At 40.0% G+C, this 23,410-nt stretch carries 17 protein-coding genes; 10 read left to right on the plus strand and 7 right to left on the minus strand.

Annotation, left to right across the window (positions count from 1 at the left end; all coding sequences use genetic code 11):
- The first annotated feature begins 94 nt into the window (after positions 1-94).
- The gene (locus tag ACPZ3T_RS15815) at positions 95-6,085 is read left to right on the plus strand and encodes an AAA family ATPase (protein ID WP_490270435.1); all 5,991 of its coding nucleotides are present in this window, start codon (positions 95-97) and stop codon (positions 6,083-6,085) included.
- Positions 6,086-6,476: 391 nt separating this feature from the next.
- On the opposite strand, the gene ACPZ3T_RS15820 is transcribed toward ACPZ3T_RS15815, so the two are convergent.
- A complete protein-coding gene (locus tag ACPZ3T_RS15820; RefSeq protein ID WP_490270436.1) occupies positions 6,477-7,712 on the minus strand; it encodes an LL-diaminopimelate aminotransferase in 1,236 nt (411 codons plus the stop codon).
- A 237-nt stretch (positions 7,713-7,949) separates the two neighbouring features.
- Here ACPZ3T_RS15820 and ACPZ3T_RS15825 point away from each other — a divergent pair, with 237 nt between their 5' ends.
- On the plus strand, positions 7,950-8,549 hold the full coding sequence (locus tag ACPZ3T_RS15825) for a Uma2 family endonuclease (protein WP_490270437.1): 600 nt from the start codon (positions 7,950-7,952) through the stop codon (positions 8,547-8,549).
- A 617-nt stretch (positions 8,550-9,166) separates the two neighbouring features.
- Here ACPZ3T_RS15825 and ACPZ3T_RS15830 read toward each other — a convergent pair.
- Complete coding sequence (locus tag ACPZ3T_RS15830) at positions 9,167-10,177, minus strand: sodium:calcium antiporter (RefSeq protein ID WP_490270438.1); 1,011 nt, start codon at positions 10,175-10,177, stop codon at positions 9,167-9,169.
- Positions 10,178-10,198: 21 nt separating this feature from the next.
- On the minus strand, positions 10,199-10,423 hold the full coding sequence (gene nrtS / locus ACPZ3T_RS15835; RefSeq protein WP_490270439.1) for a nitrate/nitrite transporter NrtS: 225 nt from the start codon (positions 10,421-10,423) through the stop codon (positions 10,199-10,201).
- A gap of 55 nt (positions 10,424-10,478) precedes the next feature.
- On the opposite strand from nrtS, the gene ACPZ3T_RS15840 reads away from it, so the two are divergent.
- From ACPZ3T_RS15840 to ACPZ3T_RS15855, 4 genes are all read left to right on the plus strand, one after another.
- Positions 10,479-11,180 carry a TIGR04283 family arsenosugar biosynthesis glycosyltransferase gene (locus ACPZ3T_RS15840; protein WP_490270440.1) on the plus strand — a complete coding sequence of 234 codons (702 nt, stop codon included), beginning with the start codon at positions 10,479-10,481 and terminating at the stop codon, positions 11,178-11,180.
- A 286-nt stretch (positions 11,181-11,466) separates the two neighbouring features.
- Entirely contained in the window at positions 11,467-12,201 is a 735-nt protein-coding gene (locus ACPZ3T_RS15845) for a TVP38/TMEM64 family protein (RefSeq protein ID WP_490270441.1), read from the plus strand.
- Between the two features lie 27 nt (positions 12,202-12,228).
- Positions 12,229-12,960 carry a TVP38/TMEM64 family protein gene (locus tag ACPZ3T_RS15850; protein WP_490270442.1) on the plus strand — a complete coding sequence of 244 codons (732 nt, stop codon included), beginning with the start codon at positions 12,229-12,231 and terminating at the stop codon, positions 12,958-12,960.
- A 175-nt stretch (positions 12,961-13,135) separates the two neighbouring features.
- Positions 13,136-14,686, plus strand: a complete 1,551-nt coding sequence (locus ACPZ3T_RS15855; RefSeq protein ID WP_490277239.1) for a mercuric reductase — start codon at positions 13,136-13,138, stop codon at positions 14,684-14,686.
- 165 nt (positions 14,687-14,851) lie between these two features.
- Here ACPZ3T_RS15855 and ACPZ3T_RS15860 read toward each other — a convergent pair whose 3' ends face one another.
- Together ACPZ3T_RS15860 and ACPZ3T_RS15865 are read right to left on the minus strand one after the other, a co-directional pair.
- Positions 14,852-15,448 carry a hypothetical protein gene (locus tag ACPZ3T_RS15860; RefSeq protein WP_490270443.1) on the minus strand — a complete coding sequence of 199 codons (597 nt, stop codon included), beginning with the start codon at positions 15,446-15,448 and terminating at the stop codon, positions 14,852-14,854.
- A 1,016-nt stretch (positions 15,449-16,464) separates the two neighbouring features.
- A complete protein-coding gene (locus ACPZ3T_RS15865) occupies positions 16,465-16,836 on the minus strand; it encodes a four-helix bundle copper-binding protein (RefSeq protein WP_490270444.1) in 372 nt (123 codons plus the stop codon).
- A gap of 281 nt (positions 16,837-17,117) precedes the next feature.
- Here ACPZ3T_RS15865 and ACPZ3T_RS15870 point away from each other — a divergent pair, with 281 nt between their 5' ends.
- Positions 17,118-17,555: a secondary thiamine-phosphate synthase enzyme YjbQ gene (locus ACPZ3T_RS15870; RefSeq protein WP_490270445.1), complete on the plus strand. Its 438-nt coding sequence runs from the start codon at positions 17,118-17,120 to the stop codon at positions 17,553-17,555.
- A gap of 101 nt (positions 17,556-17,656) precedes the next feature.
- Here the strand turns inward: ACPZ3T_RS15870 and ACPZ3T_RS15875 are convergent, their stop codons facing one another.
- The gene (locus ACPZ3T_RS15875) at positions 17,657-18,334 is read right to left on the minus strand and encodes an SDR family oxidoreductase (protein WP_490270446.1); all 678 of its coding nucleotides are present in this window, start codon (positions 18,332-18,334) and stop codon (positions 17,657-17,659) included.
- Positions 18,335-18,634: 300 nt separating this feature from the next.
- On the opposite strand from ACPZ3T_RS15875, the gene ACPZ3T_RS15880 reads away from it, so the two are divergent.
- From ACPZ3T_RS15880 to mgtE, 3 genes are all read left to right on the plus strand, one after another.
- Positions 18,635-18,982, plus strand: coding sequence for a hypothetical protein (locus ACPZ3T_RS15880; protein ID WP_490270447.1), 348 nt, complete (start codon positions 18,635-18,637; stop codon positions 18,980-18,982).
- Positions 18,983-19,356: 374 nt separating this feature from the next.
- Positions 19,357-21,159, plus strand: a complete 1,803-nt coding sequence (locus ACPZ3T_RS15885) for a WD40 repeat domain-containing protein (RefSeq protein WP_490270448.1) — start codon at positions 19,357-19,359, stop codon at positions 21,157-21,159.
- Between the two features lie 289 nt (positions 21,160-21,448).
- The gene (gene mgtE, locus ACPZ3T_RS15890; protein ID WP_490270449.1) at positions 21,449-22,849 is read left to right on the plus strand and encodes a magnesium transporter; all 1,401 of its coding nucleotides are present in this window, start codon (positions 21,449-21,451) and stop codon (positions 22,847-22,849) included.
- Positions 22,850-22,898: 49 nt separating this feature from the next.
- Here mgtE and ACPZ3T_RS15895 read toward each other — a convergent pair whose 3' ends face one another.
- Positions 22,899-23,156, minus strand: a complete 258-nt coding sequence (locus ACPZ3T_RS15895; protein WP_490270450.1) for a hypothetical protein — start codon at positions 23,154-23,156, stop codon at positions 22,899-22,901.
- Positions 23,157-23,410: the final 254 nt, after the last annotated feature.

Below are 23,410 nucleotides of genomic sequence, written 5' to 3' on the forward strand. Positions count from 1 at the left end.
TATAACTAATTATCCGAACTTGATATAACATCTACTGAATGGGAATACTAACATTAACAAGCAAACATCAAATCGGCTCATGAGGTATGTATAGATGGTGAATGTCAACTCTACCCCCATCATTCCCGGATATCAAATTTGTTCTGAACTGTATGCTGGCTCTAGAACCAAAGTATATCGAGCTATGCGGGAAGCAGATAGACTCTCAGTAGTGATCAAAATGTTAGCGGCGGAATATCCTAGTTTCCAAGAGTTAACGGAATTTCGCAACCAATACACTATTATTAAACATCTCCACATTCCCGGCATTATTCAGCCGTTATCACTCGAAACCTATGGCAACAGTTATATTTTGGTGATGGCAGATAACGGAGAAATTTCTTTAAAGGAATACATGAAAAATACTACTATTTCCTTAGTAGAATTTTTGCAAATTAGTATTCAATTAACTGATATTTTGAATAATTTACACCAAAATCATATAATTCATAAAGATATTAAACCTGCTAATATTTTAATTAACCCAGAAACCAAACAAGTTCAAATAATTGACTTTAGTATTGCCTCTCTTTTACCTAAGGAAACCCAAGAAATTAAAAATCCTAATGTGTTAGAAGGAACACTAGCTTATATTTCTCCCGAACAAACAGGAAGGATGAATCGTGGCATAGATTATCGTAGTGATTATTATGGTTTAGGGGTAACATTTTATGAGTTATTGACAGGGAATTTACCATTTAACTGTGATCAGCCGATGGAGTTGGTGCATTGTCATCTGACAAAATACCCCAATGAAATCACAAGTGCAGATATCCCCCAAGTAGTGTCAGATATTGTGATCAAATTGTTAGCAAAAAATGCTGAAGATAGATATCAAAGTGCCTTGGGGTTAAAGCATGATTTGGAACTTTGTTTAGCCCAACTCAAAGATAGAGGAAAAATTATCAATTTTGAAATTGGGCAGAGGGATATTTGCGATCGCTTTCTCATCCCTGAAAAATTATATGGTAGAGAAGCAGAGGTTTCTACCTTGCTAGAAGCCTTTGAGCGTGTCGCCAATGGCAAATCAGAAATGATGTTGGTGGCAGGATTTTCGGGAATTGGGAAGACGGCTGTTGTCAATGAAGTCCACAAACCAATTACTCGCCAACAAGGATATTTCATTAAAGGGAAATTTGATCAATTCCAGCGTAATATTCCCTTATCAGCCTTTGTACAGGCTTTACGGGATTTAATGAGACAGTTGTTGTCAGAATCAGATCAGCAATTAACCCAATGGCGCAGGCAAATTCTGGAAGTTGTGGGAGACAATGGCCAAGTGCTGATAGAAGTCATTCCCGAACTCGAACGGGTAATTGGTAAACAACCACCCGCACCTGAACTTTCGGGAACTGCGGCGCAGAATCGATTTCATCTGCTGTTGCAAAAGTTTATTGCGGTGTTCACTACTAAAGCCCATCCTTTAGTGATGTTTTTGGATGATTTACAGTGGGCAGATTTGGCTTCCCTACAGTTGATTAAACTGCTGATGGAGGATAAAAACTATCTGCTATTGTTGGCAGCTTATCGAGATAATGAAGTGTCAGCTGCACACCCGTTGATGTTGACGGTGGAGGAACTGAAGAAAACGGGTAAGACTGTGAATACAATTACCCTGACTTCTCTGGCGTTCCCAGATATTAATCAGTTAGTGGCGGATACTTTACATTGTCCAACAGAGCGATCGCATCCGTTCACAGAATTAATTGAGTGCAAAACTCAAGGTAATCCGTTTTTTATCACACAATTCCTCAAAGCCTTACATGAAGATGGACAGATTCAATTTAATCACCAGCAAGGCTATTGGGAATGTGATCTTGCTCAAGTGAAAGTGTTATCTGTGACTGATAATATCGTGGAATTTATGGCGCAACAGTTACAGAAATTACCTGACGCAACACAAAATATCTTGAAGTTGGCTGCTTGTGTAGGTAACTCCTTTGATTTAGATACTCTGGCTATTGTGTCGCAACAGTCTTCACTAGAGGTAGCACAGGCTTTGTGGAAACCGTTGCAGGAAGGATTGATTGTGCCGCAAAGTCAAGTGTATAAGTTTTATCTGAGTCATCAGCTAGAAAATGATCCGCACAATAGCGAAAATGTTGGGTATCGTTTTCTACACGATCGCATCCAACAAGCTGCTTACAAACTCATTCCTACCGATCAAAAACAAGCAACTCATTTGGCCATCGGTCAATTATTGTACGCTAATTCACCCGGACATCAATTAGATACACATATCTTTGAAATTGTCAATCACCTGAATCTAGGTATTGATTTAATTACTCAACCAGAGCAAAAACTGGAGTTAGCGCAACTGAATTTACTGGCGGGACGCAAAGCCAAAGGGGCAATTGCTTATCATGCCGCCCTCAACTACTTTAACCAAGGAATTGATTTACTGCCCTCTGATGCTTGGACAAAAGACTACGAATTTACCCTGAGTCTACATCATCAGCGTCTGGAGGCTGCCTGGCTGAATACAGACTTTGACAAGCTAGAGGCATGGAGTGATCTGATCTTACAATCTGCTACTTCTTTGCTAGATACCATCAAAGTCCATGAAACCCGTATTATGGCATTCCGCTCTCAAAGTCAATTTAACAAAGTAGTGGAGACTGGGTTGCAGGTGTTGAAATTACTGGGTGTGGAATTTCCTGAGCAACCGACAATGGCATATATTGGCGCAGCAGCCCAACAAACCAGACAACTTTGGCAGCAGCGTACACCCTTAAGTTTAATTGATTTGCCAGTAATGCGCGATCGCCAGCAACTGGCAGCCATGCAAATCATGACGCAGTTAGTATCTTCTGCTTACATTGCTCAACCTGTACTACTACCGTTACTCATCTTCAAACAAGTGGAGATGTGTATCGAGTTTGGTAATTCTGCCATTGCCGTTTTTTCCTATGCTGACTATGGAGTGATTCTATGCGGTGTCATGGGAGATATTAATGCTGGATATGAATTTGGGCAACTGTCATTAAAGTTATTAGAACGATTTCCAACTAACACCTTTAAAAGCAGGGCTTACTTTATCATAAACACCTTTATTCGGCATTGGAAAGAACCTCTCCATCAGACTATTCCAGATGTTTTGGCAGGCTACCAGCATGGACTCGAAACCGGAGACTGGGAATGTGTAGCCCTCAACTTAGTCATATACGGACAACATAGTTATTGGAGTGGTCGAGAATTAAATGAATTAGCACAGGAAATGCCAGGTTATCACCAAGTCATTAGCCAAATTAAGCAAGAAGCAACCTTACAATATCATGAGTGTTATCAGCAAGCAATTCTCAACTTATTGGGACAGGCAGAAATTCCCTATATTTTACAAGGCACAGCCTTCAATGCTACCGAGGTCTTAGCAGATTTTCAAGCCACCCATAACCAAGGGGGGTTATTTCATTTTTCCCTGTGTCAAACCTTTCTTTATTATCTGTTCGGAGAATACGAACTAGCATGGCAACAAGTAATCATAGCAGAACAGGTTAGTGATGCTAGCGTTGGTTATTTCATGTCAGTGATTCGAGTTTTCTATGATGCCTTAATTCATCTGGCACGTTATGAGAACGCTACCCCTGAGCAGCAAGTGGCAATTCTAGAACGCATCGATGGCCACCAAGAAAAATTACAAACTTGGGCTACTCATGCCCCATTTAATCATCAACATCGTTGGCAATTGGTAGCAGCCGAACGCTATCGAGTGCTTGGTGAATATACTGAGGCGATGGAGCATTATGATTTAGCCATTGCCCAAGCCAAAGCCTACGGTTATGTGCAGGATGAAGCACTCAGTAATGAACTGGCAGCTAAATTTTATCTTAATTGGGGTAAATCAAAGATCGCCGCAGTTTATATGCAGGAGGCATATTATTGTTATGGCCGTTGGGGTAGTTTGGCGAAAACCCAGGATTTAGAACATCGTTATCCCGATTTACTGCATACAATTCTCCAGCCAAAAATACAACCATTGGATGTGCTGCAAACGCTATCCCAGAGTGTGACTCACCATACCTTGATGTACAGTTCTCAAGAGCGCAGACATTCTTCTAGCATCAGCATCAATACTGCCCTTGACTTTGCCACTATTCTCAAAGCTACCCAACTCATCTCCGGTACAATTCAACTCGATCGATTGGTGTGCCAACTTACTCAAATAATTCTGCAACATTCAGGGGGCGATCGCTGTGTTTTAATCTTACCTGATAGCCAAGACCAATGGCAGGTAAGAGCCATTGCCACACTCGACAACACTGAATTGTTTGCAGCACCTTTAGTGGGTAATCCCAATTTACCTGTCAAATTAATCCAGTACGTCAAAAATACCCAACAATTGGTGGTAATTGACAATCTCAAAACTGATTTACCTGTAATTGATCAATATCTCACCCAGAGACAACCGAAAAGTTTGCTGTGTTTACCAATTCTCAATCAAGGGCATTTAATCGGGATTTTGTATTTAAAGAATCGCTCAACTAGTGGTGTGTTTAGTAGCGATCGCATTCTCGTGCTAAATTTCCTTTGTACCCAAGCTGCCATTGCTCTAGAAAATGCCCGTTTATATCAACAATCTCAAATTTATAACCAACAATTAGAACAATCAGTACAAAAATTACAGATCACTCAAAAAAAGTTACTCGAAGACGAAACAGCATTACAAAAACAAGCTATGGCATTGCTTCAGCTTTCTCAAAGTCAAGCTATTAATCAAGGAGATTTTCAGACAGCATTTACAGAAATCACAGAAGTAACAGCTAAAACCCTACAAATAGAAAGAGTTAGCATCTGGTTGTTTGATAAACCTCAAACCAAACTTCAATGTCTGAATTTATTTCAACATTCCTCTCAAGAGCATTCCCAAGGATGGGAACTCCAGGTAACAGATTATCCCACCTATTTCTTAGCGATGAAGTCAGAGCCAATCATTGCGGCGGATGATGCTAGGAATGATCCCCGCACTAGGGAATTTCGCAACGGTTATCTAGATGTATTAAATATCTCATCTATGCTTGACTCTAGCTTTCAAGTAGACGGAGAAAGGGGAGGAGTGATTTGTTGTGAACAAGTTGGTGAAAAACGTAGTTGGACTCCAGCCGAACAAAACTTTATCAGTTCAGTCGCCAATTTAATCTCCCTCACCCTAGAATCTCATCAAAGACAACAGAAAACCGAACAACTCAACCAAGCACTTTTAGATTTAAAACAATCTCAACTCCAGATGGTACAAAATGAAAAAATGGCATCTCTGGGTAACTTAGTTGCAGGTGTTGCCCACGAAGTTAATAACCCCATTGGTTTCCTCAACGGTAGTATTAATAATGCTAAAGAATACGTGCAAGACGTAATCGCACATTTAGAACTCTATCAACAACATTATCCCCAACCAGCAGCACCGATTGCAGATAACGCCGAAGATATCGACATTGAATTTTTGATTGCAGACTTACCTCAAATACTCAATGCGATGACGGGAGCAACGGAGCGAATCAAATCTATTAGTACTAGTCTGCGTACTTTTTCCCGTGCTGATATGGACTACAAAGTCACTGCTAACCTGCATGAAGGTGTTGATAGTACCCTATTAATTTTAAAATACCGGATTAAAGCTAATGAAAAACGTCCTGCCATCATCATTCAGCAAGAATATGGCGACATCCCACCAATAAAATGCTTCCCTGGGCAATTAAACCAAGTATTTATGAATATATTGGCTAATGCTATTGATATGTTTGATGAAATGGCACAAACTCAGACTTTTGCTGAATTAGAAGCTCATCCCCAACAAATTACTATTAGTACACAAGCAATAGCCAATCAAGTGTATATAAAAATTAAAGATAACGGCAAAGGCATCAACCCAGAAGTTATACCAAAAATCTTTGAACATTTATTTACTACAAAAGCTGTAGGTAAAGGTACGGGATTAGGACTAGCGATCGCCCGGCAAATTGTCGAAGAAAAACATGGTGGTAAAATTAAGGTTAATTCCGTTTTAGGACAGGGAACAGAATTTATAATTTCTCTACCAGTTAACAGTTAAGTCACCCTGGGTAAACATCACACAAGTCATCTGATCCCCCTAAATCCACGACACTTGCTTTAAGCCGGGAAACCCGTCCAACGCAGTGTCTCCCCTTAAAAAGGGGGACTTTGATTCTTTTGATTCTAGTTCCCCCCTTTTTTAACGTGAGTTCGATGACCTCTCCCCAACCCCTCTCTCTTGAAAAGTTCTGTTCGCCTTTGGCGTTGGCGAAGCCATCGGAGGAAACCTCCGCTCAGACTTTTCGCTCCGACGCGGAGAGGGGCTTAAATATATTGAAATATCAACTAAAAATAAAGGTTTTGAAGCCTCTCTCCTTGCAGGGGAGAGGTACTCTACGAGAAGCAAGCTATGGAGAGGGGTTTTTCTCAACCGTCGAACTCACGTTATATTACACCTTAAATTTCTCAGTAATACGCTGCATTGCTGCTTCTACATTCTCCCGGCTGTTAAATGCAGAAATACGGAAGTAGCCTTCACCCGCCGCACCAAAACCAGAACCGGGTGTACCAACAACATTGCAGGTATTGAGCAGTTTATCAAAGAAATCCCAGCTAGAAAGATTATTGGGAGTTTTTACCCACACATAAGGCGCGTTCACACCGCCATATACAGCTATACCTGCGGCTGTGAGTTGTTCGCGGATGATTTTGGCGTTTTCTAGATAAAAACTCACCAGTGCTTGAATTTGGGCTTGTCCCTCTGGGGAATAGACGGCTTCCGCACCTCGTTGCACAATGTAGGATACACCGTTAAATTTGGTAGACTGACGACGATTCCATAGTTTCCACAGTTCCACATCAGAACCGTCGGCGGCTTTCGCTGTCAAGGTTTTGGGGACGACAGTTAAGGCGCAACGTGTACCAGTAAAGCCGGCGTTTTTGGAGAAGGAACGAAATTCAATGGCGCAATCTCTCGCCCCTGGAATTTCGTAGATAGAATGAGGTAACGATGGATCTGTAATATAAGCTTCGTAAGCTGCATCAAAGAAAATAATCGAGTTATTCGCTTTGGCATAGTCTACCCAAGCTTGGAGATGTTCTTTGGTGGCAGTTGCACCTGTGGGATTATTGGGGAAGCAAAGATAAATTAAATCAACTTTTTGGGAGGGAATTTCGGCTGTAAAGTTGTTTTCGGCGGTAATAGGTAGGTAAACTAAACCCTCAAACTCACCTTTTTCATTAGCAGTTCCAGTATGTCCCGCCATGACATTGGTATCTACATATACGGGGTAAACTGGGTCAGTAACAGCAATAGTATTGTTATCACCGAAGATATCGAGGATATTACCTGTGTCGCATTTAGAACCATCAGAAATAAAAATTTCCGAGGCATCAATATCACATCCCCGTGCTTGGAAATCTTGAGCAGCGATTTTTTCCCTTAACCAAGCATAACCTTGTTCTGGCCCATAGCCTTTAAAAGTGGCGCGATCGCCCATTTCTTCTACAGCTTTAATCATCGCACTGCGGCAAGCTTCCGGTAATGGTTCGGTAACATCCCCAATACCCAGACGAATAATCTTAGCATCAGGATTAGCTTGAGCAAAAGCATTTACCCGGCGCGCAATTTCCGGGAACAAGTAACCAGCTTTCAGTTTTAAGTAGTTGTCGTTAATGGTTGCCATAATCAAGTCGAAAATAAAGCCTAGATAAAACAGCTTACCAGTCTTTGTAAATGGGTGTAGGGGTGTAGGGGTGTAAGGGTGTAGGGGGATGAAATCTCATTAGGGAAGACCAAAAAATAAATTATCCCAAATAAACAGCTTAGTAGGGTGCGTCAGCGTGATAAAACCTAACTATACCAACAAAAATAAACACTAGAATTAAGTGAATACAAGATTATTATCCACAAGAATTTGGTTATGAGCATCCCACTTGTAGAACAATCTACAGAAGAAAAACTGGTGACTCTCAAGAATGTTTCTTGGGAGCAATTCAAAGGTATTGAAGCACACCTCCAAGACAACCGCAGTGTGCGACTGTCTTATTTGTCAGGAGTTTTAGAAATCATGTCCCCCATTGGAGAAAAGCATGAGGACGTGAAAAGAACTCTCGGGTTGCTGTTAGAAGTTTATATGAGAGTATTGGGTATTAGATTCTATGCTCGTGGTGGTTTCACGCTGGAAGAACCTGGGTATGCTTCTGGTACGCCGGATGAGTCTTACAGCATTGGTACAAAAAAAGAAATTCCTGACATTGTGATTGAAGTGATTGTTACAAGTGGCACTATTGACAGGAAAGAGTTATTTAAACCCAAAAAAGTGCCGGAAGTTTGGTTTTGGAAATCTAACACTATAAGAATATTTCGTTTGACTGACACTGGTGAGTATCAGGAAGTAAATAGAAGTGGATTTTTCCCAGATTTAGATCCTGCTTTATTGCTGCATTATATTAATATGCCTGATCAATATGATGCTGTCGTGGAATTTGAACAAGCAACTCGTAATTCACGCCAGATGTAAATAATACTAAGTCTGGGTGATGATTTATCTTGTACTCTTCGCTTTACCCCCCTGCGACAAAACTATACATTACGCAAGTGTCACAATCAATGGTAGGTGCGTGACGCTATAAGTTTGATGACTAGGTTCAAATACTTTCGCAGCGTCACACACCCTACATCCAAAATATGTTAGTTGACGCGATGTGCAACTTATTTTTGAAACCCCTCTCCAAACCTCTCCCCTGCAAGGAGAGAGGCTTTAAATATTGCTCCCCTTCCCTTGTAGGGAAGGGGTTGGGGGTTAGGTTTGAGAGAAAGTTGCACACGGCGTTAGTTGCCTAAGTCCTAAAATCTACGGCATACACACAAGTTGCTGCATCAGCATTGTTAATGTATCCCCTAACAATGCCAATGTATCGCCTAACAATGCCAATGTATCTCCTGACAATGCCAATATATCGCCTAACAACGGCAATGTATCTCCTGACAATGCCAACGTATACTATAAACTGTTAATCTCTCGACTTTACAGAATGAAAAACAAGAGCGCAAGAACTAGAATAAACACTCTGCGTAACTTTGCGTTTACCTCTGCGAACCTCTGCGTTTAAAAAAAGCATTCACATTAGACATAATTCACGATAAATTACGGTAAACAATATACATTCCGCCAATGTAGAGCAGAATGATAGTAATTCCATCTAAAGTAATGTACATACGGGAACGACTGACAGCATGATAAATTAAACCAGCGATCGCTACTGAAGTCATAATCATCGCTACAATAGCCGTGAAAATATGTACGGTACTAATCTGTAACCACAAACTACCCGATACATAGGCGAAATCGTAAATACCCAAAATCGCTAAGTTAAACAAATTAGAACCAAAAATATTAGAAACTGCCAAATCTACGGCATTAAGTCTCACGGCTGCTATCGATGCGACAATTTCCGGTAAGGATGTCGCTGTAGCTAATAAAATCGCTCCGATAAAACTCTTATCTAAGCCAGTGACAGCAGCGACTCTATCTCCCAAGAATGCCAACCAAATACCTAAAATGACAATTGCGATCGCTAGTAAAGTAAACTGTCGATAGGCTTGCTGAGTAGTAATGTGTTCGTATTGAAAAATCTCTAGTTCTTCTTCTAGCACTTCGGCGCGTCGTCTAGACTCAAATTGTGAAATAGCTTTAGCACTGACAAAATAAAGCAAAATCAACAATAAACTAGGAATACCAAACCATCCTAAAGTTAAATTAATTTCAGTTTTGGCTAATAACATCCCAGTTGCAGCTATACCTAGCATCACGCATCCCAAACTAGCTGCTAAACCATGACTGATTTGTGCTTGCTTGAGTAAAGGATCTGGCCCTGTGAGAATATCTAAAAGAGCCAAAATCAGTAAATTAAACAAACAACTCCCCAAAATACCACCTACAGCTAAATTGGGAGAATTGAAAATTACAATAGCACTGATGCCTGTAGCTAATTCTGGTAAAGATGTCACACCAGCTAACAGAATTGTACCAATCCAAGTTCTGCCTAGTCCGGTTTTCTCTGCTAAAATGTCTGCACTTTGTGATAGCTTTGCTCCTGTGAGGATGACTAAAATAAAGCACACAAGGACTTGAAGAAAAAGCAACATGATGATTTATGGTGACTTTTCTTATTTGTAACGAGTAATGTATTGACCGTGAATGTTCACTAAGTAAGGTACTATGTAAGTTAAAGTTGCAGCAATCCAGCGATCGCTAGTCATTTGACCTTTGATCAATGCTCCCCCATGATTAATGGTAAATAAAATAGAACCAACTACCACAGATACTTTGAGTGCAGTCGGCATCATTTTTCTATTGCCTAAACACAAGCAATATTCTCTAATAGCTTTCATCTTTCACCCGTAAATAGAATAATGACCCAAAGAAAGTAAATATTTATCAGTAATCATGGGTCAAAATATTAACAATACTAAAGTTTCTATCATTATCCCTACTCTCAACGAAGCAGCGAATATCAAAACAGCGATCGCCACTACTCAATCTGGTACAAATATAGAAGTGATAGTGGTCGATGCAGGCTCTGAAGATGACACCGTAGCGATCGCTCATTCCCTAGGTGTAAAAGTGATTTTATCTAATCCTGGCCGTGCTGTGCAAATGAATACAGGTGCGGCGGTAGCTACTGGAGAAATTTTGCTGTTTCTCCATGCAGATACCCGTTTACCAATGGGTTTTGATGAGATGGCGCGGAAAGCATTACAACAGCCTGGGGTGGTAGCCGGGGCGTTTACTTTACAGATAGATGCACCAGTTTTAGCGTTAAGATTAGTGGAATGGGGGGTAAAATGGCGATCGCATTTTTGGCAAATGCCCTACGGTGATCAGGCAATTTTTATCACTAAATCTGTATTCCAAGAAATTGGCTGCTTTCCTGAAATGCCTATTATGGAAGACTTTGAACTCATCCGGCGTTTGCAACGTATCGGTAAAATATTTATTTTATCTGTGCCAGTTATTACTTCATCCCGGAGATGGGTGCAAAAGGGTGTATTGAAAACTACTCTAATTAATCAAATTGTGGTGATTGGCTATTTATTAGGTGTAGCACCACAGCGACTGCGTAAGTTGTATCGTCAGGGTTTTAAGTAACTCAAGATTTAATGCTATATCGTATTCCAACTGATTTGCAGGAATTAATGCAGATTTTAGTTGCTATTCTCAATCCATCAGTTTAAACGCAAAGTATCGCAAAGGTAGACGCAAAGGTTCGCGGAGGGTTTTTGCGGAATTTTATGGTTTTTTAAGCTGTTTCTCATCTATGTGGCATATTCTAGGGGAGGTAGGGATGAGAATAGCTGAAAGTTCAGGAATGTTGAGCTTTTAGAGTTATGATCCCCCAATAGTTGACAGGAAGGTTAAAAACTCTGGTATTTTCATGATTCCTAAGTATCAACTGCGATTCAATGCCAAACTTAAGCTGCTGCTGTTGGGGTTGTTGGTAGCTGTTGTAATTATTGGTGTTACACAATTTAATTTTGCCGCAATTTTAACAGCGTTAGTGAGTAGGGTGAATAGTCTGGGGATTTGGGGAGCGATCGCCTATATAATTATTTACAATTTGGCCACTTTATTATTTATCCCCGGCTCGCTGCTAACCCTCAAAGGTGGATGTTTGTTTGGGGTGGTTTGGGGTTCGGTTTATGTGTTAATTGCGGCAATTATCGGCGCAACATTAGCTTTTTTGATCGGACGCTATTTATCACGAGATTGGGTTTGTCAACAATTAGAAAAACATCCTAAATTTAAGGCTATTGATCAGGCTGTGGCTCAAGAAGGTTGGAAAATTGTCTTGTTAACTCGTCTGTCGCCTTTGTTTCCTTTTAATTTATTGAATTATGCTTTTGGGGTAACACAAATATCTCTCAAAGATTATATTTTAGGCTCTTTCGGGATTTTGCCGGGAACTGTGATGTATGTTTACATCGGTTCTTTAGCTACTGATTTGGCTATGTTAGATACAACTCATCAACCAGTCACACCAGAAACCCAAATGCTGAGGTTGACAATGCAAATTATTGGGTTAATTGCCACTATTGGTGTAACTATATATGTGACTAAAATTGCTCAGAAGGCATTAAATAAAAGTGTGGTGGTAGACACTGACACTTAAAAATAACTACAAGGAATTATAAAACATATGTTTAATAAAAAAGTTATCAGGTTATTCAGTTTAACATTGCTGACGGTGGCGATCGCTTTCTTACTTAACACAGATTTAGCGGCAGCGCAAACCATAGATAATCCCAGTGATTGGAATCCCCAAACCATTTTACGCAACGCTTTGCTGTGGATTGATAGTTTGGGAACAGTTGGAGCGATCGCTTTTATTGCACTATATATTATTGCTACTATTGCTTTTCTACCTGGCTCGATTCTCACCTTGGGTGCTGGTGTGGTATTTGGTGTAGTATGGGGTTCACTCTACGTCTTCATTGGTGCAACCCTGGGTGCAACAGCTGCTTTTTTGGTGGGGCGTTATTTAGCGCGCGGTTGGGTTGCCAACAAAATCGCCGATAACAAAAACTTTGCCGCCATTGATCAAGCTGTGGGTAGAGAGGGCTTAAAAATTGTGCTGTTAACCAGACTTTCCCCTATATTTCCCTTTAATCTCCTAAATTACGCCTTTGGTATTACAGGAGTTTCACTCCGAGATTACTTTATCGGCTCTGTAGGCATGATCCCCGGAACGATTATGTACGTTTACATTGGTTCTCTCGCTGGCAACCTAGCTATGATTGGGACTGAAGCTCAACCGACAAACCCCACAGCACAATGGGCAATTCGCATTGTGGGTTTTATCGCCACAGTTGCCGTCACCATCTACGTTACCCGCATTGCTAAAAAAGCCTTAGATGAGGAAGTTTTGTAAAGATTGGGAATTGGGCAGGGGAGCAGGGGGCAGGGAGCAGGGGGCAGGGAGCAGGGAGCAGGGAGCAGGGGGAGACAAGGTAGACAAGGAAGCACAGAATATTTTACCCCAATGCCCAATGCCCAATGCCCAATGCCCCAAGTTAAAAAATTTCTTAATTAGGGAGATCCTATCAATGTCCAATTCGGAGTTAGAGAGAGTGATTGTTCGCCCAGTGGATGAATATAACCAGAAGTTGGTGGCTCATGTCCATCCGCCAAATTGGGTGAATCCTCAACCTGCTGATTGTTATGATTTGGTGGTTATTGGTGCTGGAACTGCGGGGTTGGTGGTGGCGGCTGGTGCGGCTGGGTTGGGTTTGGGTTTGAAAGTCGCATTGATTGAAAAGCATCTCATGGGAGGAGACTGCTTAAATGTCGGTTGTGTACCTTCAAAAACTGTGATTCGCTCGGCGCGGGTGATAGGGGAACTTGCCCACGCTCAAAGTTTGGGGATTAATATTCCCAAGCAACACATTGAAATTGATTTTTCTACTGTTATGCAAAGAATGCGCCGTGTAAGGGCGGGAATTAGTCACCATGACTCGGCGGAACGTTTTTCATCTCTGGGGGTGGATGTTTTCTTGGGTAATGGTCGCTTTGCTAGTAAAGATACGGTGGAAGTTGGCGGTAAAATCCTCAAGTTTAAAAAAGCTGTGATTGCAACTGGCGCAAGGGCTGCAAAACCAGCCATTCGGGGTATTGAAGCGGCGGGTTATTTGACTAATGAAACGGTGTTTTCTCTTATCCAAAAGCCGGAACGGTTAGCGGTAATTGGTGGGGGGCCTATCGGTTGTGAATTGGCTCAAGCATTCCGGCGTTTGGGTTGTGAAGTGGTGCTGTTCCATAGCGGTTCTCATGTTCTTAATAAGGAAGATGGGGACGCAGCACAAATTGTCCAGCAGGCTTTAATCCGGGATGGCATCCGTTTGGTGTTAAATTGCAAGTTAGAAGAGGTGGTGAGTGTCACAGAGGGTAAACGACTGTATTTTTCTGTGAATGATTATCGAGATTCGGTAACTGTAGATGAGATTTTAGTAGGTGCGGGACGTGCGCCGAATGTGGAAGGGTTGAATTTGGAAGGTGTCGGGGTAAACTACGACAAACGCCAAGGTGTGCAGGTAAATGATTATCTCCAAACCACAAACCCTAAAATTTATGCGGCTGGAGATATCTGCATGAATTGGAAGTTCACCCATGCGGCAGATGCGGCAGCGCGGATTGTGATTAAGAATACTCTGTTTTCGCCTTTTGGTTTAGGACGTTCTAAACTCAGTAACTTAGTGATGCCGTGGGTAACATACACACAGCCAGAAATTGCCCATGTGGGGATGTATGAACACGAAGCTAAGGCTATGGGGATTGATGTGGCAACAATTAAGATTCCTTTTAGTAGTGTAGATCGAGCGATCGCAGATGCCGAAGAAGAAGGATTCTTGAAAATCCACCACAAAAAAGGATCTGATGAAATTATCGGCGCAACAATTGTAGCGGCTCACGCTGGAGAGATGATTTCGGAAATAACTACAGCAATTGTCAATAAAATCGGTCTTAGTAAATTAAGTAATGTCATTCATCCCTATCCCACCCAAGCCGAAGCTATTAAAAAAGCTGCCGACGCTTATCGCCGTACACTGCTGACACCAAAAACAAAAAAACTTTTGGCATTTCTCACCAAATTTTCTTAATTCAGGGAACTACCAAAAAATCAACTCTCTCATTTACTCAACTCACATCTTCTATCTTGCCCTACCCCCTGCCCCCTGCCCAAAGTTCTCTAATTTTGAATTTTGTAGGCGCAAGCCTTCCCGTAGGGTATTTTGAATTTTGAATTAATTAGCCCCCATCAATAGTTAAGGATTATTCACACTCGTTGGTTTAATTTGGAATTGAGTTTGTAGTTCTTGCAGGGTTTGTAGATGTGCCTGCTCTAATTTATAATTGAGCCACAAAAAACTACCCCCAAATGAAGTAATTGCCAGGATAAAAATTGTCACTAAAAATCTGACTTGGGAACGAAGATATTTAACTTCTCTATTTTTATCGGCTAATGTTGCTGGTAAATCTTTCTGAATTTGTACCTGTTCAACAACTACTTTTGGTTCAGGTACAATTACTTGATTAAATCTCACCTGTTCATATAACCAGTTAGTAGTGAGTTGGGCAAAGTTTTTCTTAAACCATCGCCAAGCAATTATCCTAAATACAGGCTTAGAAAATTTAGCAACTCTCTTAAATGTGCCATTCATGAAGTATGAACGAAATTTTTGATTGATTATATTAGTTGCACCTATATCATATAAACAATCTATGATTAATTTAATAGTTACTTCTTCCCTATATGACAAATTTTGTAACAAAAGCAGTATGTCATGGAGACGCTGTTCTTCCATGAGTTTTTCTGGTGTTTTTGGTGGCAAAGTAATTGATTTATTATTGAGAGTATCCATGATATTGAATTGGTGTGATGTTCTTTTATCTAGCTGTTGATATCTAAAAATTAGTCACATTCTATATACTATTTGACCATATTTAAATTTGAGTTAGGTAGAACGAGTTGAAAAAAGCAAACTGTGTTAAGTAATTTAAAAATACTAAGATTGAGTTTGTAGTAAGGACTTTAGTCCTTATTTGAGAACTAAAGTTCTCACTACAAACCTTTAATTATTTACCTCATTCTACTTACTAGGAAATTAAAAGTGTAAACCCTGGAGTTGACTTTTGACTGTCAATAGTTAACAAAGGCAAACATTAGTTCGATGAACTTAGGTAGATAGATTAGCACATCAAAATTAGGATAAAAAGCTGAAAATCAGAGGATTTTAATGCTGTCAACTATCAACTGTCAAGAGCTATACAATTGAGCCAAGTCTAAGGTTATTCAGTTTACTTCTAGAGTGAATTGTCAAAATGAGGATATTTCTTTACAAGAGATATGATTAATTTACAATCAGCATTGATTACAAACAGTACTTGTATATTTACTGATATACGTCTAATCTTATCATCAACAGGGAACTGGTGTAATGGCTGCCTGGCTACTTTAATTTAGATTTTCTAAATATTTCACCATAAGATGGAAGTAGCTAGCCTCACTTATCACAGACATCACATCTTAATAAATGTATACTATAATATTAGTATAACATAACAGTGTATTTGCTCCCGTGTAATTTGTTTTAGGTGTCATAAATGACTAGTAATAGCATCAGTGTTACTAATTTATTACTAAAAAATACCCAACCTTTCCCAGAGGTCGAGTATCTTTTTGCACGCGAGTAAATCAGTTAACTATAGGTGAGTTGTGCTGCTGATGATAATTGAAATTATTAATTTAATCAAAAAATAAAGCTCTCTATAATTTAACTAGAGAGCTTTATTTTTGTCTTATATAGAGTAAAATTTTAGTTGTTGATTCAACATCCCTCTAGGGTAATAAATCAACGAAAAAAATGTTACTGATGACTTAAGCTCTCGCCATCGACATTCGGCGGCAAGTCTCAGCACAACGACGACACATATCAGCACAGGCCTTCATTTGTGTATCATTCTCAAAGCGATCGCAATTACGGGCGCATCGTTCACATACTTCAGCACAAACGCTACAGGTACGCACATCCAAATCAGAACCACGTAACATAAAATTGGCACTGGTTTGGCAAATCTCAGCACAATCAAGCATTAATCGTACATGATCCGGTTCTGTGTGCATACCACCTTTAGTTATGCAGTATGCACTCACAGTATTTAGACAAATATTAGAGCAGTCTAAACAATCTTGAATACATTCTTGGTTTTGTTGGTTAACTTTTTGTAAACTCAATTGTTGTATTGCCATGTTCAAAATCTCTTTAATGGTTAAGGTTTTTGATGAAGCAATTGAACTTCATAGGTTTTAATTTAAAATTTCAGTAAGACCTCAGCATCTAACTATTGTCGTATTAATTAATATGACTTAAAGAGTATGATAAAATATGCCATATTAGAGGTATAACAAATTAAGTCTTGGGATAAGAGTGTAGGGAAATATGAAAATAAAATTAATTTGCAAGAAATATGAGAAAATTAAAACTGTGCTTTTCCCATTTAAATTAGTCAATTTAGTTTAATTTCCAGCTTATGCCAATTCTTAATAAAATCATTGAAATTGAAACAGCCACCGGGATTAATATATATAACATTACACCCCAAATTAAAGACTTTATTAGCGAAACTGGCATTAAAAACGGACAAGTCTTAGTATTTTCCAGGCACACTACCACAGCTTTAGCAATTAATGAAGACGAAGAAAGACTATTAGAAGATATCAAAGTATTTTTAAATAAACTCGCACCAGAAACAGACCGTTACTTACATAACGACTTACATTTAAGAATTGTCCCAGAAGACGAGCCAATGAATGCTCATTCTCACCTCATGGCCATGATGCTCGCCACCAGTGAAGTTATTCCTATTGTTGACAGTAACTTAGCCCTCGGAACATGGCAATCAGTATTATTTTTTGAATTAGATGGCGCACGCAAAAGAACCATCTTACTCCAAATATCAGGGGAATAAATCAATTCAAAATTCAAAATACCCTGCGGGAAGCAAGCTACAAAATTCAAAATATCAATGTTAGGTTGCGCTGCGCTTCACCCAACATTGATCTCGGAAACTCAATATATAGGAAACTCAACAAACTCCATTGAAGTAAACAACATATTCTTATCAATTGCTGAGAGAACCTTATTATTAGCCACCTCAGAATTTAAACAACTACAAACCAACGCTGCAACATCTGCGCGGTGGATACTGCCAACAATACGCGTATCTTCCGTTAACACAGCATTATCTGTAGCTGGCTCTGATTTCAACCCACCAGGACGGATAATGGTGTAAGTGAGTCCGCTAGCAATTAAGTGTTGTTCAGCCTTGTCTTTTTCCACCAAAACTGCTTGTAGTGCATTTAAAGCTTGGGGAGACAAAGCACCAACACTATTACCAGTACCGATAGACGTAACCAGGATAAATTTCTTTACACCTGCTTTGACTGCCGCATCAATGATATTTTTATTACCTATGTAATCTGGTTTTTGTTCGTCACTAGGTAAACCGCCTAATGTGCTAATCACAGCATAAATTGGTTTATCTGTAATCATGGCACGTTCTACATCATCTACCTTTAAGGCATCTCCTAACACTACCTCAACTCCCATTGCTTCTAGTTCACTACGGGATGTTTCATTTCTTAGCAGTGCTGTGACTGGGATATTTTGTTTAGTTAAGCAAGCTGCAATTTCTCTACCAACACCGCGACTAGCTCCAACCAGGAAAATGTGAGATGTACTTGTCATATCAATTCAAAATTCAAAATTCAAAATTTAAGTTTCTAACACGCGAGGCAGCGCAAAGTGCAAAATATATAAGAGAAACAAGTTGTTCCCCTACACCCCTACACCCCCACACCCCTACACCCTTATACCCCTACACCCCTACACCCCCACACCCCTCCGTTTCTCCAAAGAATCACAATTCATCACTCCCCAAGGAATTGTATCAGAGGTTCAAGAGTAATTATACTTAACCCAAATGCGGGAGGTATTTTTATCGGCGATCGTGCGAATCTAGTTAGGTAAATCCTCTGGGTAAAATTTATGGTTCAACAACCACAGGAAGATAGTAGGGTTGCTGCTACCTCTAAAATTTGGGGAATGACAGTCGGGATGTTTGTAATTTGTATTCCCCTGTCGGCTGTGACTCGGAGTGGCCCTTTGCTCCCCTTAGCTGCTATTGGCGGTGCAGTTGCAGGTACTGTTGCTGTCTGGCGTGGTGATGAGCAAAAATCACGAACAACATCTTTATCAAAGCCACCAACAGAGACACTAGAGCAAAGAATTGCCAATCTCGAAACAATAGTTAGTAGTGAAGAATTTGATTTGCACAGAAAAATTCAAGCACTAAAATCAGATACTCAATCTTCTACACCAGAACATAAAACTTAAAATCGCTGAAAATGTATCCTAAGTTAACAAATTAACAAGTATATATATGAGTTTTTGTAACATTAAGTTACTTTAAAGTCATCATTTTGAGTTGTGTTTGTCTCAACCTCTCTAAGAATACTTGTCTTGGAAAATATAACTGTTTCTAGGGCAACAGTATCTTATTGTTAAGGTTAGTTAGAATTGACGGACATCATTTAAATTCTCAATACTTGAGTCGAATTGATCAATCAACGGTCTTTATCCTTTTTGATGGATACTCTCTGCGAATTAAGCCTTTGATTGTGTTCTATTAGACTGCGAGGATTACGGAATTTTTAATTAACTAGAAGTTATAAACTTGAGTCATTGCATTGGTATAGCTTACCTTAAATATGCAACATTGTGCCGCAGGAATGCAGATGGATTGGATTAGCTTACTCAAAGCTCAACAGGCTGACTTCCTTCAACGTGTGAAAAAACCCAAAACTTACGATTTAGCTTTGCTAGAAAGTCAAGTCAGAGGGTGTCACAGTGAAGTGATGGCATTTTGTGGAGAGGCTTTAGCGAAAATTATCGAATTTTCTCGCCGACAAGCCGAAATCTTGGCGAAGAATCCTCCTCCCATACCGCCTGAGTATCCCGAACCCCCTGACTGGACGATTCCTTTTCCGACATATTTCCAGCAACAAGCCGAAGATTATATTTTGCGAGAGCAAATTGTCGATCGCATTATTAGCACTCGTCTAGGCAAGTTACTGAAGAAAATCCCCCAAGACACTGTAAACAATATGGTGTTAGATGATGAAGGTAACTTGCGTGGTCAGAGTAAGTTTACTTACTTGCTAACAGATAATCCTAAGTTAAGTGTACAAGTTTATGTTGCTGATGGAGAAAGTTTTAATGGCATTAAGAAAGATAAAATCAGGTGGTCAGTCACTCAAGATGATTTAACACATCACCAAGTATTAATTTTCTTGTGTTTATTTTATCCCTCGACGGGAAAAATGGGCTGTGAAAAACAAGCGGTGATTGCAGGTTTTTTACCTACCCATCAAGTGGGATTAACTGAGCCAAAAATGTTTGTTAGTCCTAGTAACTTATTGTATGCAGGGGGTTTGAGTTGGTATTTAGAATCACTCACCATGAAGAAAGATATTAAAAGAGATATCTTACCGATAGTTGTGGAAAGAACAATTCCTGAAACAATTCAAACTGTATCTTCGGATCATCCTAAAAAAGAAATTATTGGTGATTGGGAATGTTGGCAGACATTAAAAGGACATACTAAAGGAATTAATTGTTTAACTTTTAATTCTAAATATGAAAACGGCATGATTACACCGATTTTGGCTAGTGGTAGTCATGGCGAGACGAAGTTATGGGATTTAAGCAAAGGTGATTTAATTGATACTTTGTCAGAATATCCTTGGGTGTTGTCGGGACTGATAGATGATATTAGTTCTCTGGCTTTTAGTGCAGATGGACAGATGCTAGTTAGTGGTGGCGCAGACTCTACCATTAAAATTTGGCATACAGGCGCGCTCGATTTAATTGATATTCTGCACAAACATCATGGTGTGGTGCGCTGTGTTGCCTTTACACCCGACGGACGAATGTTAGCGACTGGTGGCGATGATAGAAAAATCTTGTTTTGGGATTTGATGAGTCGTCAGGTAAAAGCCATTTTATCTTTAGATGATACGGCTGCACATTCTTTAGTGTTAAGTCGAGACGGACAAACCTTAGTCACTGGTAGCTATCGTAAAATCAAAGTCTGGCATAGTTCAGAACCCTGGAATACTAAGAATCTCAAAGATAAAGAGCCTTTACATACCCTCATGGGTCATTCTCACATAGTCCGGGCTTTAGCAATTAGCAAAGATGCTCAATGGCTAGTGAGTGGTAGCTGGGATCAGACAATTAAGATTTGGAATTTGGAGGCTGGGAAATTAATTCGCACCCTCAAAGGACATACTGATCAAGTGTATGCGATCGCGCTTAGTCCTGATGAACAAATTATTGCTAGTAGCAGTGCAGATCAAACTATCAAATTATGGCATTTTGACTCTGGCGAGTTATTAGCTACCTTTACAGGACACACTGATATTGTCACATCCCTGACTTTTACCAGTTCCGGCGAGATGTTAGTCAGTGGTAGTTTGGATAAAACCATTAAACTTTGGCAGAGGAGTTAACAGTTAACAGTTATCAGTTATCAGTTATCAGTCAAGAGTGATGTGTTTATCTTTGGTGAAACACCACACCATACGCCTTGATAACTGTTCACTGTTCACTGTTCACCCAGCACTGATTTAAGGGGTTTAGGGGAGATTAACAAATGTTTCAAAACACAGCCAACCACTTGTCAAACATCCTCTTATACTTCAAGTACAAAAAATCACCAGAATTTTAGAGTTATCCCTTGCCACTATCCCTTAGACTAGGGGCAGCAACTTTGTTAATACTGGTCGAGGAAAGTGGAAAGTGACGGAGACGAACAACTTAAACTCTACCCTTCAGGATGTTACACGTAGAGAACTACGAGATTTAGTCAGAACTCAGCTGCGAATGCTATTAGAAGCCGGAGACTTGCAGGGAGCTAAAGCTATTCTCGTACCAGTACAGCCTGCTGATATTGCCGAAGCCATTGAAGGTTTACCAGAGGCTATGCACGCTTTAGCGTTTCGCTTACTTTCCAAGAGTGAAGCGATTGAAGTTTATGAATATCTCGACTACAGTGTACAAGAGCGGCTGATTGAGGAATTGAAAAGCCAAGAAGTCCGCGATATTGTAGATCAAATGTCTTCAGATGACCGTGCTAGGTTATTTGATGAATTACCTGCTAAAGTTGTCAATCGTCTTTTAGAACAACTCAGTCCGACAGAACGGCAAGCCACAGCTTTACTTTTGGGTTATGAACCTGATCAGGCTGGGCGGATAATGACTTTAGAGTTGATAGCTCTTAAAGAAAACTTTACAGTAGCTCAAGCCTTAGAACGGATTCGCAGCCTAGCTAATGCCAGTGAGATGATTTATTATCTCTATGTTACAGATGCCGCCAGACGGTTAACAGGGATAGTCTCACTACGAGAATTAGTCACATCTCAGCCTGAGCAAATCATTGGGGAAATTATGACCCGTGATGTCATTTATGTCCATACCGATACAGACCAAGAAGAAGTCGCTAGGTTAATTCAACGATACGATTTTTTGGCTGTGCCTGTGGTAGACAAAGAAGAACGTTTAGTAGGTATTGTCACCGTTGATGATGTGATTGATATTTTACAACAGGAAACCACAGAAGATATTTATGCTGTAGGTGGTGGTGTGCAGTCGGGTGGCGATAATTATTTTCAGATGGATTTATTGAAAGTAGCCCGTAAACGAGTTGTATGGTTACTTGTTTTACTAATTACTAATACTGTTACAGGTACGATTATTAAATCCCAAGAAGATATTTTAACCAAGTTCGTTACCTTAACCGCCTTCATTCCCCTACTGACTGGTACTGGTGGTAACGTAGGCGCGCAGTCTTCTACTGTAGTGATTAGGGGGATGAACACCGATGAAATTAGATCCTTGGGAACTTTGCAGGTAATTGGGCGGGAAGCGATCGCCGGCGCATTACTCGGTGGTATGTTAGGTAGTATCGCTACTATTTGGGCTTTCTTTTTACAAGGCAGATTAGAAGTAGCGATCGCAGTCGGTAGTAGTCTGATAGCTATTTCCGTTTTAGCTTCTGTCTCCGGTTCAGCTCTACCGTTTCTATTCCGCTTTCTGCGTTTAGATCCTGCTTTGATGTCTGCACCATTTATTACAACAGCCGTTGATGTCTTAGGTGTCCTAATTTACTTCAACTTGGCAAAATTCATATTAACTCCATAAGTCTCAACTGTGCTGAGTTATGGTCAAACTGGTGACTAATAATTAATTTCTACAATTCTGAAGATGTATCTGGAGCAATGATTTCACCATTACGCATTTCTAGTATCATGTCCTGGTCTGTCACCAGTTCACTCAGTTCTTTAACTTGTAAATTCATCTGCTCACAAGCTTGTCTAAGTTCTCGTGCAAAGGTATTGATATCCTCACCATAACCACATTGATAAGCAGCAGTTTTAATTCCTTGCTTGGCATTTGCCCTAGCACAATCTACTAGGTCAGTTCCATGCAGTTGTTTTGCAGATGCCATATGCTCTTTTTGTTACTTTTAGATGTTTTCCTCTGGATAGATTAGCAATATTTGTCAATGAAATCATCTCTCTGTTGGTAGACGTGATACTAACTGGTTCGTAAATACAGCACTTTTGAAGTAAGTGAGGTAGACCATGAGTAATGAGTAATGAGTAATGAGTAATGAGTAATGAGTAATGAGTAATGAGTAATGAGTAATGAGTAATGAGTAATGAGTAATGAGTAGCAAGTAAATTTCTTACTCATTACTTT

The sequence above is a fragment of the Aliinostoc maniaoense genome (assembly GCF_058172895.1).

What these genes read in the sequence shown, in the direction of transcription:
- ACPZ3T_RS15815 (WP_490270435.1), top strand. Translation starts at nt 95, where the DNA reads ATGGTGAATGTCAACTCTACCCCCATCATTCCCGGATATCAAATTTGT.
- ACPZ3T_RS15820 (WP_490270436.1), bottom strand. Translation starts at nt 7,712, where the DNA reads ATGGCAACCATTAACGACAACTACTTAAAACTGAAAGCTGGTTACTTG.
- ACPZ3T_RS15825 (WP_490270437.1), top strand. Translation starts at nt 7,950, where the DNA reads ATGAGCATCCCACTTGTAGAACAATCTACAGAAGAAAAACTGGTGACT.
- ACPZ3T_RS15830 (WP_490270438.1), bottom strand. Translation starts at nt 10,177, where the DNA reads ATGTTGCTTTTTCTTCAAGTCCTTGTGTGCTTTATTTTAGTCATCCTC.
- nrtS (WP_490270439.1), bottom strand. Translation starts at nt 10,423, where the DNA reads ATGAAAGCTATTAGAGAATATTGCTTGTGTTTAGGCAATAGAAAAATG.
- ACPZ3T_RS15840 (WP_490270440.1), top strand. Translation starts at nt 10,479, where the DNA reads ATGGGTCAAAATATTAACAATACTAAAGTTTCTATCATTATCCCTACT.
- ACPZ3T_RS15845 (WP_490270441.1), top strand. Translation starts at nt 11,467, where the DNA reads ATGATTCCTAAGTATCAACTGCGATTCAATGCCAAACTTAAGCTGCTG.
- ACPZ3T_RS15850 (WP_490270442.1), top strand. Translation starts at nt 12,229, where the DNA reads ATGTTTAATAAAAAAGTTATCAGGTTATTCAGTTTAACATTGCTGACG.
- ACPZ3T_RS15855 (WP_490277239.1), top strand. Translation starts at nt 13,136, where the DNA reads ATGTCCAATTCGGAGTTAGAGAGAGTGATTGTTCGCCCAGTGGATGAA.
- ACPZ3T_RS15860 (WP_490270443.1), bottom strand. Translation starts at nt 15,448, where the DNA reads ATGGATACTCTCAATAATAAATCAATTACTTTGCCACCAAAAACACCA.
- ACPZ3T_RS15865 (WP_490270444.1), bottom strand. Translation starts at nt 16,836, where the DNA reads ATGGCAATACAACAATTGAGTTTACAAAAAGTTAACCAACAAAACCAA.
- ACPZ3T_RS15870 (WP_490270445.1), top strand. Translation starts at nt 17,118, where the DNA reads ATGCCAATTCTTAATAAAATCATTGAAATTGAAACAGCCACCGGGATT.
- ACPZ3T_RS15875 (WP_490270446.1), bottom strand. Translation starts at nt 18,334, where the DNA reads ATGACAAGTACATCTCACATTTTCCTGGTTGGAGCTAGTCGCGGTGTT.
- ACPZ3T_RS15880 (WP_490270447.1), top strand. Translation starts at nt 18,635, where the DNA reads ATGGTTCAACAACCACAGGAAGATAGTAGGGTTGCTGCTACCTCTAAA.
- ACPZ3T_RS15885 (WP_490270448.1), top strand. Translation starts at nt 19,357, where the DNA reads ATGCAACATTGTGCCGCAGGAATGCAGATGGATTGGATTAGCTTACTC.
- ACPZ3T_RS15895 (WP_490270450.1), bottom strand. Translation starts at nt 23,156, where the DNA reads ATGGCATCTGCAAAACAACTGCATGGAACTGACCTAGTAGATTGTGCT.